The organism is Micromonospora sp. 050-3, from assembly GCF_046549335.1.
GTDB classification, from domain to species: domain Bacteria; phylum Actinomycetota; class Actinomycetes; order Mycobacteriales; family Micromonosporaceae; genus Micromonospora; species Micromonospora trifolii.
This window is the reverse complement of sequence record NZ_JAJPVX010000001.1, coordinates 978,899-996,483: the sequence shown is the minus strand read 5'-3', so window position 1 is coordinate 996,483 and position 17,585 is coordinate 978,899. Positions and strand designations below refer to the sequence as shown.

The following is a 17,585-nucleotide window of genomic DNA, read 5'->3' as shown; positions in this document are numbered from 1 at the left end:
TGCGTCGAACTCCGGCAAGCGCGTCGGGCGGCCGCCCCGTCTTGAGTGCGCCAGATGTAAACCCTGTACGGGACGTGGTTCATGCTGACCGACTGAGCCGGGTGCTCTCAGTTCGCCGGGATGCCGGCCCGGTGCGCCAGCAGGCCCGCCTGCGTGCGGTTGTCGCAGCCGAGCTTTTCCAACAGCCGGGAGACGTACCCCTTGACCGTCGCCTCGGAGAGGTGCAGTCGTCGGGCGATCTGCTGGTTGGAGCGGCCGGCTCCGAGACAGCCGAGGACCTCGACCTCCCGGGTTGTGAGTGTGGCGACCAGCTCGCGGACCCGTTCTCCGTCATGCCGGCTCGCCACCAGCCGCTGGGTCGCCGTCGGGGACAGCACCGTGTGCCCTGCGGCGGCGACTCGCACCAGGTTGATGAGATCCTCCGGCGCCGTCGACTTGATCAGGAAACCGGCGGCACCCGCCCGCATCGCCCGCAACACGTACTCGTCGAGGTCGAACGTGGTCAGCGCGACGATCCTCGGCGGCGCCGAGGATCGGGTGAGGTGCTCGATGGCGGTGAGCCCGTCGACGCCCGGCATCCGCAGGTCCATCAGGACCAGGTCCGGGCGGTACCGGGTCACCGCCTCCACGGCCTCCGCGCCGTCGTACGCCTCGCCGACGACCTCGACGTCCGGGGCTGCTCCGAGAATCGTCCGCAGATAGGCGCAGACCATCCGTTCGTCGTCGACGAGCAGGATCCGGATCATCGCGTCGCGGTCGTCGGCACGTACCCGGGCAGGGTGGCCCGCACCGCGAAGCCGCCCTCCGGGGTCGGCGCCGCGGCCAGGGTGCCGCCCAGCACGTCGACCCGACTCCGCAGGCCGGCCAGGCCGGAGCCCCCGCCGGCGGCGGCGAGGTCCGGATCGGGGGCACGGTCGGGCCGGTCGTTGGTCACGGTCGCGCGCACCAGATCCGGCTGATAGCGGATCAACACGGCCACCTGCGAGCCCGGCGCGTGCTTGTGGACGTTCGTCAGGGATTCCTGCACCACCCGGAAGAGGGTGCGCCGCACGGCCGGTGCCAGTGCCGACGGGTCACCCTCCTCGTCGAGACGGACCGGCAGACCGACCGCACGCGAGTCGGTCACGAGATCGTTCAAGTCGCCCTCCACAGCCGGGTCCTCCGCTGCGACGCGGTTTGTCGGTGGGTCGCCATGCCGCAGCACGCCGACCAGGTCGCGCAGCTCGGCCAGCGCCTGGCAGCCCGTCGTCCGCAGCTCTTCGGCGGCGCTGCGAACGGCGGGATCCGTCGTGCTGGTGCCCAGCGCACCGGCGTGCAGCACCATCAGGTTGATCCGGTGGGTCACCACGTCATGCATCTCGCCGGCGATCCGGAGCCGCTCGTCGCTACGGGCCTGCTCGGCAAGGAGCAGCCGCTCCCGCTCGGCGCGTTCGGCGCGGTCGAGCAGCTCCGCGACGAGCCGACGGCGGGCACTCACGTAGAGGCCGAGCAGGGCCGAGATGGCCAGCAGTGCGGGCCCGCTGAACGGGTCGTCAACCGTCCAGAGCCGCGCGCCGAGCGGCCAGCACACCCCGAGCACCGCGATCACCGCCCAGGACCGCCGGCGGTCGCGACCGAAGACGATCACCGCGTACGGCGCGAGGAAGACCGCCGACGCCGGCACCAGCAGGCTCACGCCGGCGATGACCAGGGCCATCGGGTACGGCCGGCGCTGGCGCAGCAGCAGGGTAGCCGCCGCGCCGATCTGCACCGCCGCGTAGAACCAGACGGGGGCCGGGAGATGCCTCGACCCGGCGCTCGGGAAGGCGACCTCACGGGCCACGCCGGCCGTGGCCGCGACGACGACCAGCAGCACGTCGGCGGCGAGTGGCGGCACCTTTCGGCGGTCCACCGCGCTCATGCGTTGCAGGTTAGCCGGGCCGGCCCGGATCAGCGCGGCGAGCGGCGAGAGTGCCGACGAAGGGACCGGGGGACGCGACGAAGGTAGGTTGCAGAGGCGACCTCCGGGCCTGTCCCGACCGGGTACGACTGCGGTGGCATTGCCGGATGGCACACCCGACCGATCCCGTGGCGCAACCAGCTGGGCCCCGACGCATCGACGAACTTGACGCGCTGCGTGGGCTCGCGCTCCTCGGGATCGTCATGTTCAACATCGTCCAGATGACCCACCTGACCCGGGTCTCCGGACCGGCCGGTGAGCATCTCGGCGCGTACGTCTGGGAACTGATTTTCGTACAGCGGCCGTTCCCGATCTTCTCGCTGCTCTTCGGGATCAGCTTCTCGCTCTTCCTGCGTACGGCGGCTCCGCGCACCGACCGCCCCCGGCTGGTGCTGCTGCGCCGGCTGCTCTGGTTGGGCCTCTTCGGCGCGCTGCACACCCTGATCCAGCCCGGCGAGGTGCTGAAGTTCTACGCCGTGTTCGGGCTGGTCGTGCTCCTGCCGGCGTCGTACCTGTCCCGCCGCTGGGCGCTCGGGCTGGGCATCGTGCTGACCCTCGCCGCCGCGCTGACCTTCAACGGTCTCTTCATCATCCCGGGCCTCTTCCTGCTCGGCCTGGCGATCGCGGAGTACGGCATCCCGGACACGCTGCCGTCGCGGGGCCGGCAACTCGCGGTCGCACTCGCCGTCGCGGTGCCGGTCGCCGCGGTGACGGGCTGGTTGCAGTTCCGGGCTGGAGTCGGTCCGACCGCCAACTACCGGATCCTGCCGGCCGGCCTCGCCTTCGCCTTCCTCTTCACCGTCGGGTTCCTGCTGCTGATGCGAACCGCCCTGCGACGCCCGCTCGGCGCGCTGCTCTCGCCGCTCGGTCGGGTAGCGCTCACCAACTACGTCGCCGCGTCGTTCCTGATCGTGGCCGGTGATGCGCTGTTCGACATCGGCTCCCGGTCCTCCTACGGCGCCGTGGTCGGACTGGGCCTGGCGATCGGGGTCGTGCAGGCGATCTTCAGCGTGCTCTGGCTGCGCTCCTTCCGGTACGGCCCGCTCGAATGGCTCTGGCGGTGTCTCACCTGGTGGCAGCGGGTGCCGATCCGCCGCGCCTGACGAGCCGTCAGCCGTCGCTGGCGATGCAGGCGTGCAGGTGCATGTCGTGCCAGCAGTCCGTATGGCGGGCCTCGCTGCGCTTCGTATCCTCGGCGGTGAAGCCGGCGTGCCGCCCCACCCGGCAGGACGCGACGCTCGCCGTCGAGAGCGCCAGCTCGACGCGGTGGAGGCCGAGGGGGGGTGGTGAAGGACCAGGCGGTGAACGCGCTCAGCGCTCGCGGGGCAATGCGGCGGCCGCGCGCGTACGGCGGGACCCAGTACGACGCCTCGGCCAGCCCGTCGGCGAGAAAGGGCCGCCGTCATGATCGGCGCCGAGGGTGCGCGGCGATGTGATGTTCATCGAACAGAGTCGGCCTCCTCGAGGGTCCAGGACGCGACGAGCTTCGGGGTGGCCCGCCTTTCCAGTAGGCAGGTTGGAGCCGGCGGGCCGTACCCGACAGGCCCACCGGAGAAAAACCCGGGTTCGGCGTCGCCGGAAAACCTCTCGATTTGAGCGACGGTGATCGACCAAAATGCCACAGTGGAACGCGAGCGCCTGGTGAAGTTGAGCAAACGGATGTCGAAGGCACTCCGGCACGATCCCGACCGGGCCGGCCTGGTGCTCGACCCGGCTGGTTGGACCCCCGTCGACGCTCTGCTCGCCGCCCTACGGATCGAGCGAGCCGAGCTGGACGCGGTCGTCGCCGGCAACGACAAGCAGCGGTTCGCTGTCGAGCGCGGCACCGACGGGGTGCTGCGGATCCGGGCCAACCAGGGCCATTCGGTCCCGGTGGACCTCGGGCTGCCCCCGGTGACTCCACCGGACCGGCTCTATCACGGCACCAGCGCCGGTGCGCTGGAGTCGATCCGGGCCACCGGCCTGCACCGCGGCGGCCGGCACCACGTCCATCTCTCCGCCGACACCGAGACCGCCCACCGGGTCGGCGCCCGACGGGCCGGTCGGGTCGTGATCCTCACCATCGACGCGGCGACGATGGCCGCCGCCGGGCACGTGTTCCACCGCAGCGCCAACGGCGTCTGGCTCACCGACGCGGTCCCGGCCGGCTATCTGCTCGACTGAGCCAGCCGTGCCGCGCGCTCGTCGAGCCGCAGCGCCTCGGCCGCGTCCCCGGCCTCCTCCGCGGCGCGGGCGAGGATGCGGGAAACCCGGATCTCGATCGGCTGGTAGCCCGAGCGGGCCGCTAGGGCCAATGCCGCCCGGCCGTGCCGGCCTGCGGCAACCGGATCATCCGCGGCCAACGCTGCTGCGGCGAGGCCGGTCAGGGCCGTCGCCTCACCCCAGCAGAAGCGGGTGCGCCGCGCCAGATCGAGCGCCCGGCCGTGCTGATCGGCCGCCTCGCTCAGGTGTCCCAGCGCCAGCAGCACCCGTCCCAGCGCGTCCACCGCCCACGCCTCGGTGCCTTCGTCGCCGATTTCCCTGGTCAGCGTCACCGCCCGCTCGGCGTCGAAAAGAGCCTTCTCTGCCCGACCGGTGTCACACCAGAGCACCGCCCGACCGGCGAGAGCGGTCGCCTCGCCGTAGCGGTAGCCGAGATCCTGGTTAGCGACGAGCGCACGGGCGTACAGGTCATCGGCGCCGGTGTGGTCGCCCCGATCCCGGCGCACGTTCGCCAGGTCCACCAGGAGCACGGCCACGTTGTAGTGCGCTCCAGCGCGCTCACCCCGTTCGAGTGCCGCCGAGAAGTGCGCGTCGGCCTCCACGAAGGCGCCGAGCTGCCAGTACGAGAAGCCGAGGTTGGCCAGGGACATCGCTTCGCCGCCGTCGTTGCCCGACTGACGGCTGAGCGCCAATGAGAGCCGGGCGCAGTGAATCGCCGCTCGCGGGTCACCCAGGCGCTGGTGGACCGCGCTGAGGTTGTTGAGGATGCCGTTACGCCCCTCCTCCCAGCAATCCACATCGGTACAGAGCAGTCCGTCGAGCAGGTGTTGGCGTGCCTCCTCGTACCGGCCGCTGTTGACCTGCACCAGCGCGATGCTCTGGTGCATCGCGGCCTGGGCCTGGGCGTCGTTATCGGCCTGGGCCGCGGCGAGCGCCGCCATCGCCGTGATCAGCCACTCCTCACGGCGACCCCGCTGGTGGAAGTAGGCGCGCATCGCGTCGGTGAGGTGCCAGGCGTAGCGTCTGGGCCCCTGCAGGGCGATCTGCTCCACCGCCGCGGTGAGGTTCGCCGACTCGGCGTCGAGCCAGGCCAGGGCTGCGTCGGTGTCGGTGAACGGGTCCGTGCCCGGCGGGCGTGGCAGCCGTACGAAGTGCGGAATGATTCGACGGCCTGCGGCGTCCGCCATGTCTAGGTAGTGGTCGAACAACCGCTGCCGGGCCGCCTCCCGGGCGGCCGGGACTTCCTCCCCGGTGACCCGGTCCATGGCGTATTGGCGCAGCAGGTCGTGGAAGCGGTAGCGATCTCCGGGATGTCGCTCCAGGAGGTGCGCTGCGGCCAGCGCGCGCAGCCGTCGGGTGGCGGTGGCCGTCGGCACGTCCGCGAGCGCGCCCGCCGGGCCGGCGGTGATGCTCGGCCCGGGTACCAGACTGAGCCGGCGGAACATGTCCCGCAGCGTGGCCGGTAACGCCCGGTACGACAGGGCGAAGGCCTTCGTCACTGCGCCCTCCTCAGCGCCATCGACGGTGAGCCCGCCCAGCAGGTCCCCGTCGGTCAGCTCGCGGACCAGCCCGGCGATGTCCGGTCCCCCTGGCGCCTGGACGTTCGCCGCGGCAATGCGCAGTGCCAGCGGCAGGTGACCGCAAAGCCGGGCCAACTCGGCCGCCGCGGTCGCCTCGGCCTGCACGACCGGCTCGCTGAGCAGCGTCGTCAGCAGCCGTATCGACGCCACTGGTGTGAGCACGTTGAGCGGGAGCGACCGCGCATCGGCTCGCACCACCAACTCGCCGAGGCGGTGCCGACTGGTGACCAGCACCGTGCCTGAGGACGGGAGCAGCGGCAGCAACTGGCCGACGTCACGGGCATTGTCCAAGACCAGTAGCACGTCTCGGTCGGCCAGCAGCGAGCGGAACAGTGCCGCCCGGGCGTCCACGTCGTGCGGCACCGCTCTCGGGTCGATCCCGAGCGCCGTCAGCAGCTGGGTGAGCGCCGCTTGCGGCGCTACCGGGTCGCGGTCGGCGTCGAAGCCCCGCAGGTCCAGGTACAGCTGCCCGTCGGGAAACGCCGCGCTGACCTGGTGCGCCCAGTACAGGGCGAGAGCTGTCTTGCCCACCCCGGCGGTGCCGCTGAGCACCCAGATTCGGGTGCCGACAGCCGGTTCGGTCAGCCCGGCGTTGAGCCGGGCCAACTCGGAGTCCCGGCCGGCGAGGTGCGGGATGCGGTGTGGCAGCCCGGCAGGGCGAACCGGCGGGGAGCCCGCTCCCCCGCCTGATCTGGCGGCCTCGGCGGACAACTCCAGGGTCGGGTCGGCACGCAGGATCAGTGCCTCAAGCGTGCGCAGGGCTGCACCCGGATCGAGGCCCTGTTCGTCGGCGAGCCGATCGCGGACCTGCCGATAGGTGGCCAGCGCGTGGTCCGCGCGGCCCTCCCGATAGAGGGCGAGCATGAGCTGACCTACCAGCCGCTGCCGGCTGGGTTGCCAGGCCACCGGGTCGGTCAACTCGTCGACGACCTGCCGGGAACGGCCATGCCGCAGCAGAACGTCGGCCCGATCCTCCACTGCCGCCCAGCGGGCCTCGTGCAGGCGCGCGCAGAGCAGGTGTCGCACCTGCTCGTCGGCCACGTCGGCGAGCGGTTCTCCGCGCCACAGAGCCAACGCCTGGTCGAACAGGTCCACCGCGGTGTCGTCGTCGACGGTACGGGCCTGCGCGACCAGTGCGGTGAACTGGTGCGCGTCGACCGCCAGTGGATCGACCCGTAGCAGGTAGCCGGGCTCGCGACCGATCAACTCCACCGGCGCCCCGGCCTGCCGTAGCGCGGCGCGCAGTCGCGAGATCAACGCCTGGACGGTGCCTCGGGCACTGCGTGGCGGTTCCTGACCCCACACCAGGTCGATCAGCCGGTCCACCGACACCAGTCGATCGGGCTCGAGCAGCAGCACCGCGAGGACCAGTCGGGGCTGACGCCCGCCGAGGTCTATCCGCGCGCCCTGCGCCCACGCCTCGACAGTGCCCAACACCCGGAACTCCATCGACCTGCCCCCTCTCCGCGAGTATGCGGGTCCCCCTGTGGTGGTCTGCAAGCCAGTTGCAAAGCTCCTGCATCCACGGTTGCGGATCATTGCGCCTACCCCAACCGACGGTCAACGAGCCGTCCGGCTTAGACGTGCGGCCGGCACCAGCCGCGCTCACGTCGAACGGGGACGGCGAGTATCTGAAACTCACGCGGTCGGCAGCCCGCGGCGACCGACCGGTCCACGGGAAGGAATGTCGTGCTCTTGCGTCATCACACAATCCGCGCCGGCTCGCTCGCGTTGGCGATGACCCTGGCTCTCACCGGCTGTGGTTTCGACAGGACCGACCAAACAGAGGGTGCCACCAAGGATTCGAAGGACACGATCGGTGCCGCCCCGGGTCAGCCCGAGCCGATCGGCGCCGCCGTCGCGAGTCGTGACATTCAGATCAGCGAAGGTGGCACCCTCTTTTCGATCAAGGTGGAGTTGTACCCGCTGCGGCGAGACAACGGGTTCGTCAATCTCAGCGTCCGATTGACCCGCACGGATGCCGCGGGCAGCCCGAACCGCTGGCAGATCGCGAGCGCCTTTCAAGGCGACACCCCCTCGTTGGCCTTCTCGGGTGTGACACTGATCGACCGGAAGAATCGCAAGCGGCACCTGGTGGCCCGGACGGGCGAACCGGACGCGCAACCCGGTCAGGTGAAGTACCTCGCTTCGTCCGACCTCCAGTCGGTATTCGTTCAGGGCGGTCAGTCGGTGGACCTGTATGCCATGTTCGGCGCCCCGCCGGACGATGTCACCGCCGTCGACGTCGTCATTCCCCGCGTTCCGGTCTTCGAGAATGTCCCGCTCGGTTAGCCGGCAAGTGGCGCCGGTGGCGATCGCACTGGCCCTCCTGCTGGTCAGTGATCCGGCAGTCGCCTGGGCCGCGCCGACGTCCCCGGACGCGGTCCTGCCCGGACCAACGCGTAAAATCGGCAATCAGGTGAGCAGCCCGATCCTCGACATTCAGGCGCCGATCGAGGACGTGTTCCTACGTACCGAGGACCTCGACGGCAACACCCGGGAGGCGGAGTCCGGTGGGCGCATCGAGCTGACCCTGGCGGCGGACGTGCTTTTTGCCTTCGGCAAGGCCGATATCTCTCCGGCGGCCCGTACCCGGCTGACCGAGATCGCGACGCGACTCCGCGAGCAGGCCACCGGCACGGTCCAGATCTTTGGACACACCGACTCGGTGGGTGGCGACGAGGCCAACCTGGCGTTGTCCCGCCGGAGAGCCGAGGCGGTTCGAGACGCTCTGGCCCCGGGACTCGTCGACAGCCAACTCACCTACGCGATTGAGGGCTTCGGGGAGACGCGACCCGTCGCGGCGAACACCATAGCGGGCAAGGACAACCCGAGGGGCCGGGCCAGCAACCGACGGGTCGAGATCCGTTTCGACAAATGATCCATCTGTGTACGGGCACGGCGGGACCAGGTCGAGCTGACCCATTGGTCGGGCTGCTGCGGGGATGCTGCGGGAACTGACGGGCTCGGCCCCGCGCGGCGCCACAGCAGGTCCCGCCGAGCCACCACGACCGCACCCACAATCGCCATCGACGCAGCCTGACTCCGTGACAAGGGTCGACATGCCGGGGGTCGAGAGCACCAGCCAGGCCGGAGAGCAGCGAGCCCTGACCAGTTCGGGTTCGCCCAGGATGCGGCCGCGGTTGGGCTCGCGCACCGAAGCGTCGCGTCCGCCTGTCGCTGGTCTAGCCCATGTCGGAGGTACTCATCGCTGCTAATAAATATCACGATGGCGGCGGTCGGTCATGGAGCTGCCACGACCGCAGAACCAAGGCATCCCCGGGTCCGTTTGATGACTACACGATTACTCGCGGCGGTGGCTATGCGTAACTTCACGGAATGCAGCCGAATCATTTACCCACCGAGCAGACTCCTCGGCCCCCACTGGTGCCCGTCCAATCCGGTGCCCCCACGGGGCCTGTCCATCCCGACGAGCCGACCCGCCCGCCACGGGACGCCACCGCTGACCCTGCACGGGCGCAACTATCAGCACCGGTCCCGGATCAGACACTGTCCGCGCGTCTGGCGCACTGGTTCGCGGCCGAGCAGGTGGTCGCCGATGTCGTGAGAGCTATCGAAACCAGATACTCCATTCCACTAACGGTGGGTCTTCTCCACACGCCCGTCGGCAGCGACCACGTGCCGGGCACCAACACCATCGTCCTGTCCCCGAAGTACGCCGCGCCAGAGCTCGTCGCCGTCGCGGACAAGCTGATCCTGTACCGATTGGCCACCGCATTCGAGCACCTCGGCGTGGACACAACCACCGAGGAGGCGCTTCTGAGGCACAACAACGTGCAACAACAGCTGTGGCTGTTGGCCAACCCGCCTCAGAAGCCGCCGCCCGCGGACGTTTACCGGTTCTACCACGGCACCAACCGGTGCAACTATTACGGCGACGGCATCCAGGCCACGGGGCTGATGCCGGGCAAAGCCGGCAGCGACATCGGTTGCAAGCGCTGGGAGAAACACGATGTCGCCAGCGAGAGCAAGGACAATGGCTGGAACACCGTCACCCTCGACTTCGACCTGGCACTGTCCTACGCCCGGCAGCACACCGAATGGGCCATGGGAAAGAAACGCGGCGAGCCAACCCTGCGCGACGTCGCCGGCGAGGGCGGGATCGTCCTCGCCTTCGACATGCCGAAAAGCGCCCTCGACGGCAACGACGCGTGGCGCCACGACCACAGCGGCGACCCAAACAACTTCCAGACCAAGGAAGAGATACCGGCGAAGAGAATTTGGGTGGTGGAGGAGTTGGGTATCCCAGGGCCGTTGAAGGCCGTCGCGCCACCGCCGATTGCCACCCCGGCCCCGAAGGCCACGAGCAACTCGGCGGCGGGCGCCGGGCGACGCCGCTACACAGGAGCGCCAGCCGGGAGTTGACCTTGCTCCCCGGGCGTGCCGGATGGTCGAACCCTTGCGGCCCGTGAAGGTAGCCAACCCGGGAACGGGTGGGGCCCATCGTGCGCCGGCCTTGAGGTCGTCCAGGGTGCTGAACGATCGGTCAGGCTCGCGGTCAACTCGAGCCGCAGCGGGGTACCCCCTGGTCGCCCGTTGACTCGACGTTCCAGTGCACGGTCACGGGCCGGCCAGGCCGGTAGAGCCGCTCGACGTCATCCCTGGTCGTCGCCTACGCCGCCAGCGGACGTGCCGAGCTGGTGGTGGTGCCGTCCGTCGTGGCGTTGGGGTCGGCCGGCGGGTGTTCGAGCGGATCGGTGCGGTACGCGGGGCCCGCCGCCACACCCCGTGCCTGGCCCGCACGTCGACGCGGTCGGCGCGGTCGTCGCGGGCAAAACCGGGGGCGCAGACCGATGGCCTGGTGGAGCGGTTCTTCCGGACGTTAAGAGTCATAGGTAGGAGACCGCTGACGCAGTGAGCGGCGCCCTGTGTGGTGACGGTTGCATTCGTGTGACGTTCTCGACCGTCGGTCCGCCGACCCACTCAGGTCACTCGGAACACCGGCCACCCGATCTCGGTGCGCCACCTGGCTGGATCGCTTGCGTCCTTAGGTCCGACGAGGTAGATCTCCCGCACGGGCCCCGCCACCGACATCGCGTTCTTCACGACCCAGGTACCGAGCTCGCCGTAGGTGACCTCGATGCCATCGTGCTCGCCAACGTGGGTGGCCACTGCCAGTTCCGCGGCGGGTAGGGTCGCGGCGTGCACCCGTCCGGTACGAGGTGGAGCGGCCGTCGGTAGGTAGACCAACACGTGACCGCGGCCCTGCTCGAACAGAGAGTTGTCGTAGGTGCCACCCGGTGGACCGGTCACCGCGTCGCCAACGGCCACCTCCAACTCGGCCATTGCGCCCGCGAACCAGGCTTCGACCTCGCCCTCGTCGACCACCGCCGCCACCGCCGCGACCGTGCGGGCGGGCTCGGCGCGGAGCTCCACCTTGATCGGCGCGGGGTCGGGCCGGAGCAGGCGGCGCAGCGACGCGACCGCGGCTCGGGTGCGGTCGAGTTCGGCCTCCAGGCGTTGGAGGTGGTCGGCGATCAGGGTCGCGCGGACACCGGGGTCCGGGGACCGCAGGATCCGCTGCACGTCGCCCAGGGGGACGTCGAGTTCGCGGAGCCGGTTGATGACCTGGGCGGTCGGGATCTGCTCGATGGCGTAGTAGCGGTAGCCGGAGGTTTCGTCCACTACGGCGGGTTCCAGCAGGTCGCTCTCGTGGTACCGACGCAGGGTCCGCACGCTCAGGTGGGTCAGGCGCGAGAACTCCCCGATTGTCAGCACCTCCGCAGTATGAAGGCTCCCCCAGGGGGAGAGTCCAGCGCTTGACCTTCCTGCACCGCGAGGCCACACGGTGGGCTCATGACACACCACAACGACCTCCGGTCCGATCCACTCCCCACCACCGTCCGCGGTTTCCTCGCCGCTCACGTCGTTCGCGACGCCGACACAGCATCCTCGTTCTTCACCGAGGACGCGGTGGCCGTCGATCAGGGCGAGTCCTTCCGCGGCCGAGAGCAGATTTACGCGTTTCTGCGGACCGCCGGCTCCGAGTTCGAGTACACGACCGAGCAGATCGGTGCTGCTCGCATCGACGACTGCCACTGGGTGGTGACCCTGCGGCTCGAGGGAACCTTCCCAGGCGGCGTCGCCGAACTCGACTACCGGTTCACTATCCGTGAGGACTTCGTCACCGAACTCGTCATCGCCAACCATGGATCTTGATAAGACCCGCACCACGTCAATCTTCAGAGGAGAGAGAGTGCCTACTTCAGATCGCGATCGTCTCGATGGACGCCGTGCGTTGGTCACGGGCGGATCGAAGGGCTCAGGCAAGGCCGTCGTCGAGAGACTGCGGGAGATGGGCGCCGACGTCTACGTGACGGCCCGGACGATGCCCGAGGGGTACGAGCACCCCGACCGGTTCATTGAGGCCGACACCTCGACGGTCGAGGGCGCGAAGGTGGTGGCCGACCGGATCGCCGAGACCGGCGGCGCACTGGACATCCTGGTGCACGTCGTCGGAGGTGCCTCGACGCCGTCCGGTGGGTTCGCGGTCATCACCGACGATCAGTGGATGATCGAGCTGAACTTGAACTTCCTCGGAGCGGTGCGGCTCGATCGAGCTCTCCTCCCGGCGATGATCGAGTCCGGATCGGCGGTCGTGCTGCACTTCACCTCGATCCAGCGTGAACTTCCTCAGTACGACGCGTCCCTGGCCTACGCGGCAGCGAAAGCCGCGTTGCGCACCTACAGCAAGGGGCTCGCCAACGAGCTCGCCCCGCGCGGCGTCCGCGTCAACGCGATCAGCCCCGGCGGGATCGAGACGGAGGCCTACGAGAGGTTCGTGGACCGAATCGCCGAGGGCAACGGGATCAGCCGCGAACAAGCCAAGCAGAGCATCTACGACTCCCTCGGAGGCGTACCCCTGGGACGGTTTGCCAACACTGAGGAGATCGCCGACCTGGTCGGGTTCCTGGTCTCGGACCGCGCCTCGGCCATCGTGGGCGCCGAGTACGTGATCGATGGCGGAACAGTCCCGACCGTCTGAGCCCGCAAACGGTCTCGATCAGTCAGGTGCCCGTGCTCTGTGGCGCGGTTTGGGCAGGCTAGTCGGCGGGTTTCGGGCAGTGATCAAGGCGGTTCGGTGCAGTAGTTGTCGCGTACTGCTTGAAGTGCAGAGCCGCGTATGCCACGAAGTACGCAGCAACCATCGACGTCGGTCCGCCTGCGGGAGGGGTCGCGACCGTCCGTCGACTACGCCAAGTCACCGTGGGCGGGGGGCGATGTTCAACGAAGTTCGCGCTGGCGCTGCCCTCGGCGGTAAAGCCGCGCAGTCGCGGCGTCGATGTCGGTTTGCTTTACTTTTCCGGCAAATACCTCGTACGAGTTCAGAAAGGAGCTTTCCGATCCACGGTACTTCCGCTCCGCATAGACATGCGCCTGAATGCAACCCCAGGTTCGTAACATCCGGTAAGTGGTCTGCACTGCGATGAAGTCCCAGTCGGCCAGACCGTATTCCGCAAGATAGCTCAGGTGCTGGTAGTAGCAACTAACTTCGAAGGCGCGACCTCGGAGCGGCTCCGGGAGTCTGGTGAAGCCCAGGGCGACGTCATGCTTGGGCAGCTCCTCCCACAGCTCCGCCTCTCGACGCGTGAATTCTGGCAATCGTTGCGCCTTGAGTGCATCGAGCACGATGGGCAGATGGTTGGCGTTCTGGTTCAATCGAAGCGCTCGCCCGGCCAAGAACGACGATGTGACAACGGCGGCTAACGCAACCACAAGGGCCAAAACATTGGTCAACTGCGACATTTTACTGCTACCCCCTGAGGACGCCGTGTCTATCAGGCTAAGCAGATCTGGCAAGGACTGGAGCGGGCACGGCACGCGACGGCACTGGCCTCCGAGATCTTGTATCCACCTCCCCATGCAGGTCCACCTCTGCAGCGTGGAGACACCGGCCGAGGTGATCGAGCGGCACCACCTGGGCGGCGTCTGCTACTGCTCGCTGTCAAGGTGGTCGGTAGGGTCAGCTGATCGAGCGCCGCAGCGGCCATGTCGCCACCACGGGAACGCTCGAATAAAGCCCTCAACCTCTGCCTGGCCCGCCGTGTCGCGTCAACTACCCGCGGATTCGGGTCTGAGATCGTGCTCGTCCGAGGCCAGGCGGGGTCAGGCGGCAAATGTCTTGGCCGGCAGAGCAGCAGCCACCGCGGGCCTGGCGTTGTTATCGGCATGAGGGATAGGTACACCTATGGATGCTGACCTCGATCGGGAGTTCAGCGATTTCATCGCGGCCCGCTCGCACGCACTGTTCCGGACCGCGCTCGCCCTGACTGGGCACCGTCAGCAGGCCGAGGATCTACTCCAGACGGTATTGACCAAGGGCGCCCGACACTGGGGGCGGATCCGCACCGGAAACCCCGAGGCGTACCTGCGCACCGCGCTGTACCGCCAGCAGACGAGTTGGTGGCGCAGCCTCCGGCGGGGGCGCGAGGTGAGCACTGAACAGTTGCCGGAGGTCGCGACGACGGCCGACGCCACCGCCGCCGTCGACCTCAACCTGGCGCTCAGACAGGCGTTGGCGCAGCTCGCGCCCAAACACCGGGCGGTGCTTGTGCTGCGCTACTTCGAAGACCGGCCGGACAGCGAGATCGCGGAGATTTTGGGCTGCACCCAATCCACGGTACGCAGCCAGGCCGCACGGGCTCTCGCCCGGCTGCGCGAGCTCTGTCCCAGGCTCGACATCCTCGCCACGAAGGAGGCGGCAGACCGATGAACCCGCACCTCACCAGAGCGCTCCGGACCGCATTCGAGGAACTGGCCGAGACCGCGCCCGCGCCGGTCGGGCTGGCCCAGGCCGCACTGGTCAGCGCCCGCCGGCAACGGGTCACCCGGCTGGCCGTCGGCGGTGGCTTCGCCGCGGCGATCTGCGCCGCGCTGATCGGCGTGGTCGCCGTCATCGCCCCGATCAGCGGTACGGCCGGCGACCAGTTCGCCGATAACGGGCTGAGGCCACTCGTGGTGACCGCGTACAGCGGCATCCGCGATCCGAAGATCGATGATCCGAGCCCGCACTTTCAGTACTCGCTCCTACTGAACGCGAAGACCGGCCGGTACGACCGGGTGCCGTACCGGTATGCCATGCCGTCCCCGGACGGCAGCCAGGTGCTGGTCGCGACGGGTGACAACAGTCTGCGCTATCCAACCCGGGCGGGCGTACTGGACCGCGCCAGCGGGAACGTACGGTGGATCGCCGACTTCGGCAGCGCCAGCGACGCCCGCTTCCCCGGCTATTCGAGCGACGGGCGCTGGTCGCCGGACGGGCAGCGCATCCTCTTCACCCACATGCCGCGAACGGGTACGCCCGGCTTCGTGCTGGTGGATCCGGAGACGCTCACGACAACGTTCGTCCCACTGCCCGACCTGGCCGCGCAGAACGACCAGGCCACCGGCCTGATCTGGACGCCAGACAGTAACGGGCTCGCGCTGACGCTCTCCAAGTCTGTCGATGAGCCCACGGTGACCGGGATCCGCTTCTATGACCTGGCTGGCAGAGTGGTGCGTACCGTTCCCGCCAGCGGCGGCCCGCTGGACGACGTCAGCTTCTTCCCGGACGGCGGGCAACTGGCGCTAGCGCCGTACTCCGATGGGGTGCAGCAGACGTCCGTCACGGTGGTCGATCCGGCAACCGGGGCGGTCCAGCACAGCTTCAAGGTGCCCATTTCCGGCGGCCTGATCGGCTGGACGGATGATCAGCATCTGCTGATCCGCGTCTTCCACGACCAGGGCGGGATACCGGCGTCGGACCAGCCCGCCCCAGTCCTCGGACCAGGTGATGACGAGTACGACCGCCTGCTCGTGGTCGACCTGGCCGGTCGGGTGACCCACTCGATGCACCTACCGGCCGAGTACGCCGACCACCTCTTCATCGGCTCTTCCGCCGGCCTGCCGAGCAGCGCCGCGAAGATCACCTTCTGAGCCGTGATGGACCTCGGCATCGTCAACGAAGTCGGCCAGACCAGCTGACACCGGTACGGGGCGGGTCGGGTCACCGCGGCGCGGCCCGCCCCCGTACCGCCCATCTGCAACACGTACCCCCTTGGCCCATCCCCCTGGAGCCTGCCCTCGCGTGATCATGGTGTTCGCTGTCGCGGCGATCGTCTTCGGCGGGGTCCTGCTGGTCCCTGCCGCGTACGCCAGACTCGCCACCACCCCCGATCCGACCGACTCCGCATCCGCCACCCCCACCACCCCGCCGCCCGCGCGACCCCGCCACCGCCGCCGACCCTGGCCGCCGCACCGCTATCGGTGCCGGTGGACGGCTTCGTCGCGTGGGCACTGCTGGACCGCGAGAGCGGGCAGACCGCCGGCTCGGCCAACAGTGCCAAGTCGACCAACTCCACCGAATCGATGATCAAGGTTTGGATCGTCGCGGACCTCCTGCGCCGAACGGCGGAGGCGAACAAAACGCCCTCGGACGAACGCCTGGAACAGGCCAGCCGAGCGATCCGCTACAGCTCCAACGACTCGGCCGAAGCGCTCTACAACTGGCACGTCAACTGTCTGGCCATCACCAACAACTGTGGGTGCAGTTGAGTGCCGTTCGGCGCCGTTGGGCGCAGTTCAAGGCCGTTCGGGCACCCCGCTGCTCCCACCCTGCTCCCCAGACTGGGCTCGCATCGGGCCGCCGACCGCCGACCGATCGTGAGCTGCCGGCCCGGTGCTTTGGTTGGCACCAGCGCTGGCTCTCGCAACCGCATCGGTCGATCGGGGAGCACGCTCACTATCGCCGCGCCTGTCAGCGGCAGAACAGTGCGCCGCCAGGTTGCCGGAGACGTTCGCCCGCTGTCGACGGAACTGTCGTAGCCAGCACTTAGGCTCGCGCGATGAGCATGAACGGCAACTGGTTGCGCGTTTCGTCGGACGAACTGGAGCAGGCGAGAACTGACCTCGACTGGGCCTACGAACTCGCCATGACGGAACGGGACGACAACTCCGAACGCTGGGCGGCCACCGACAAGGCATGGAACGGGCTTGATTTCCTGCTCGATCGGCTGGGCTTCGGAATTCCGCTGGTCCTGGGCGCGGAGAGGTTCGTGGAGCTGCCAGACGTCGAGCCTGACAGCGAGGAGATGTTCGATTTCCTGGAGAACCTCGAAGATGACTGGGGCTACGGACCACCCTCTTATCTGACGCCAGTCCAAGTAGCGACGGCGGCCTCGCGACTGGCCGCGCTCACCGAAGACGGCCTCATTCGGGGCGTCGATCCGCAGGAGTTGAAACGGGCCGACATCTACCCCGGCCCCTGGGAGGGGCCCAGCGAACTCGCGTGGGTGGCCCACTATCTGCCAGGCGTCCAGACCTTCTTCGCTGCAGCCGCCCGCGATGGTGCCGGGGTGATCTGCTGGCTTGACTGATCGGCGGCCCAGCCGCCGCAGCGCCGGTAGTGCTCATGTCAGACAGAGGCAGCCATGTCTTGCGCCCTACGGATCGTGGCACGCCAAGCCCAGACCCTATGGACGGCCCCGACGCCGGAGTCCTCGTAGTGCGACGGGCAACGTCGTCCTCAGTAGGCGGTGCGTCGCCACGCCACGGCAGGATCCCGATGATGAACGTGGTGAGCGACCCCGGCCCTCGACGTTGAAGGTCGACCACCTGAAGACAAGCCCAGCCGGATGGCTCCCAACCTGCTCCCCCAAACCGGGCTCGCACCAGGCCGCCGATCATTAGCTGCCGGCCCAGGGCCTTGGTGGGCACCAGCGCTGGCTCCCGCAGCCGCATCGGTCGATCGGGGAGACCGCGCACGATCGCCGCGCCTTGTCAGCGGCAGATCCGGATACTCGATCAGCGTGAGCGCCGGACGCCGGGATAGCCGGATGTGCTGCAACCCAACGATCCGACCGTCC

General features: G+C 68.9%; 16 protein-coding genes and 1 pseudogene. 11 read left to right on the top strand and 6 right to left on the bottom strand.

Annotated elements, in window-relative coordinates; translation table 11 throughout:
* Positions 1–107 precede the first annotated feature (107 nt).
* Positions 108–746 (bottom strand): response regulator, encoded by a 639-nt coding sequence (locus ACLJOK_RS04590; protein WP_410816333.1) that lies wholly within the window; start codon positions 744–746, stop codon positions 108–110.
* Entirely contained in the window at positions 743–1,900 is a 1,158-nt protein-coding gene (locus ACLJOK_RS04585; protein WP_410816332.1) for a sensor histidine kinase, read from the bottom strand. Before ACLJOK_RS04585 ends, ACLJOK_RS04590 begins: the two co-directional genes overlap by 4 nt.
* A gap of 146 nt (positions 1,901–2,046) precedes the next feature.
* Between ACLJOK_RS04585 and ACLJOK_RS04580 the strand changes: the two genes are divergently transcribed.
* Entirely contained in the window at positions 2,047–3,042 is a 996-nt protein-coding gene (locus tag ACLJOK_RS04580; protein ID WP_410816330.1) for a DUF418 domain-containing protein, read from the top strand.
* A 7-nt stretch (positions 3,043–3,049) separates the two neighbouring features.
* Here the strand turns inward: ACLJOK_RS04580 and ACLJOK_RS04575 are convergent.
* Positions 3,050–3,341 (bottom strand): annotated as a pseudogene (locus ACLJOK_RS04575) (GNAT family N-acetyltransferase); the annotation flags it as partial.
* A gap of 221 nt (positions 3,342–3,562) precedes the next feature.
* On the opposite strand from ACLJOK_RS04575, the gene ACLJOK_RS04570 reads away from it, so the two are divergent.
* Positions 3,563–4,102 (top strand): RNA 2'-phosphotransferase, encoded by a 540-nt coding sequence (locus ACLJOK_RS04570; protein WP_410816328.1) that lies wholly within the window; start codon positions 3,563–3,565, stop codon positions 4,100–4,102.
* On the opposite strand, the gene ACLJOK_RS04565 is transcribed toward ACLJOK_RS04570, so the two are convergent.
* A complete protein-coding gene (locus tag ACLJOK_RS04565) occupies positions 4,087–7,170 on the bottom strand; it encodes a BTAD domain-containing putative transcriptional regulator (protein WP_410816326.1) in 3,084 nt (1,027 codons plus the stop codon). The two genes, ACLJOK_RS04570 and ACLJOK_RS04565, sit on opposite strands and share 16 nt — an antisense overlap.
* 240 nt (positions 7,171–7,410) lie before the next feature.
* On the opposite strand from ACLJOK_RS04565, the gene ACLJOK_RS04560 reads away from it, so the two are divergent.
* From ACLJOK_RS04560 to ACLJOK_RS04550, 3 genes are all read left to right on the top strand, one after another.
* Positions 7,411–8,013: a hypothetical protein gene (locus tag ACLJOK_RS04560; protein WP_410816324.1), complete on the top strand. Its 603-nt coding sequence runs from the start codon at positions 7,411–7,413 to the stop codon at positions 8,011–8,013.
* Positions 8,014–8,029: 16 nt separating this feature from the next.
* A complete protein-coding gene (locus tag ACLJOK_RS04555; protein WP_410816322.1) occupies positions 8,030–8,602 on the top strand; it encodes an OmpA family protein in 573 nt (190 codons plus the stop codon).
* Between the two features lie 722 nt (positions 8,603–9,324).
* Positions 9,325–10,107: a hypothetical protein gene (locus tag ACLJOK_RS04550; RefSeq protein WP_410816320.1), complete on the top strand. Its 783-nt coding sequence runs from the start codon at positions 9,325–9,327 to the stop codon at positions 10,105–10,107.
* A 558-nt stretch (positions 10,108–10,665) separates the two neighbouring features.
* Here ACLJOK_RS04550 and ACLJOK_RS04545 read toward each other — a convergent pair.
* Positions 10,666–11,460, bottom strand: coding sequence for a MerR family transcriptional regulator (locus ACLJOK_RS04545; RefSeq protein ID WP_410816318.1), 795 nt, complete (start codon positions 11,458–11,460; stop codon positions 10,666–10,668).
* A gap of 78 nt (positions 11,461–11,538) precedes the next feature.
* Between ACLJOK_RS04545 and ACLJOK_RS04540 the strand changes: the two genes are divergently transcribed.
* Together ACLJOK_RS04540 and ACLJOK_RS04535 are read left to right on the top strand one after the other, a co-directional pair.
* A complete protein-coding gene (locus tag ACLJOK_RS04540; RefSeq protein WP_410816316.1) occupies positions 11,539–11,901 on the top strand; it encodes a nuclear transport factor 2 family protein in 363 nt (120 codons plus the stop codon).
* Positions 11,891–12,727 (top strand): SDR family oxidoreductase, encoded by an 837-nt coding sequence (locus ACLJOK_RS04535; protein WP_410819265.1) that lies wholly within the window; start codon positions 11,891–11,893, stop codon positions 12,725–12,727. Before ACLJOK_RS04540 ends, ACLJOK_RS04535 begins: the two co-directional genes overlap by 11 nt.
* 239 nt (positions 12,728–12,966) lie before the next feature.
* Here ACLJOK_RS04535 and ACLJOK_RS04530 read toward each other — a convergent pair whose 3' ends face one another.
* Positions 12,967–13,479 carry a hypothetical protein gene (locus ACLJOK_RS04530; protein ID WP_410816314.1) on the bottom strand — a complete coding sequence of 171 codons (513 nt, stop codon included), beginning with the start codon at positions 13,477–13,479 and terminating at the stop codon, positions 12,967–12,969.
* Positions 13,480–13,930: 451 nt separating this feature from the next.
* Here ACLJOK_RS04530 and ACLJOK_RS04525 point away from each other — a divergent pair, with 451 nt between their 5' ends.
* The 4 genes from ACLJOK_RS04525 to ACLJOK_RS04510 all read left to right on the top strand — a co-directional run bounded on the left by ACLJOK_RS04525 (position 13,931) and on the right by ACLJOK_RS04510 (position 17,096).
* Entirely contained in the window at positions 13,931–14,455 is a 525-nt protein-coding gene (locus tag ACLJOK_RS04525; RefSeq protein WP_410816312.1) for a SigE family RNA polymerase sigma factor, read from the top strand.
* The gene (locus ACLJOK_RS04520) at positions 14,452–15,657 is read left to right on the top strand and encodes a hypothetical protein (RefSeq protein ID WP_410816310.1); all 1,206 of its coding nucleotides are present in this window, start codon (positions 14,452–14,454) and stop codon (positions 15,655–15,657) included. Before ACLJOK_RS04525 ends, ACLJOK_RS04520 begins: the two co-directional genes overlap by 4 nt.
* Before the next feature lie 336 nt (positions 15,658–15,993).
* Positions 15,994–16,275: a hypothetical protein gene (locus ACLJOK_RS04515; protein ID WP_410816308.1), complete on the top strand. Its 282-nt coding sequence runs from the start codon at positions 15,994–15,996 to the stop codon at positions 16,273–16,275.
* 290 nt (positions 16,276–16,565) lie between these two features.
* On the top strand, positions 16,566–17,096 hold the full coding sequence (locus ACLJOK_RS04510) for a YfbM family protein (RefSeq protein ID WP_410816306.1): 531 nt from the start codon (positions 16,566–16,568) through the stop codon (positions 17,094–17,096).
* Positions 17,097–17,585 lie beyond the last annotated feature (489 nt).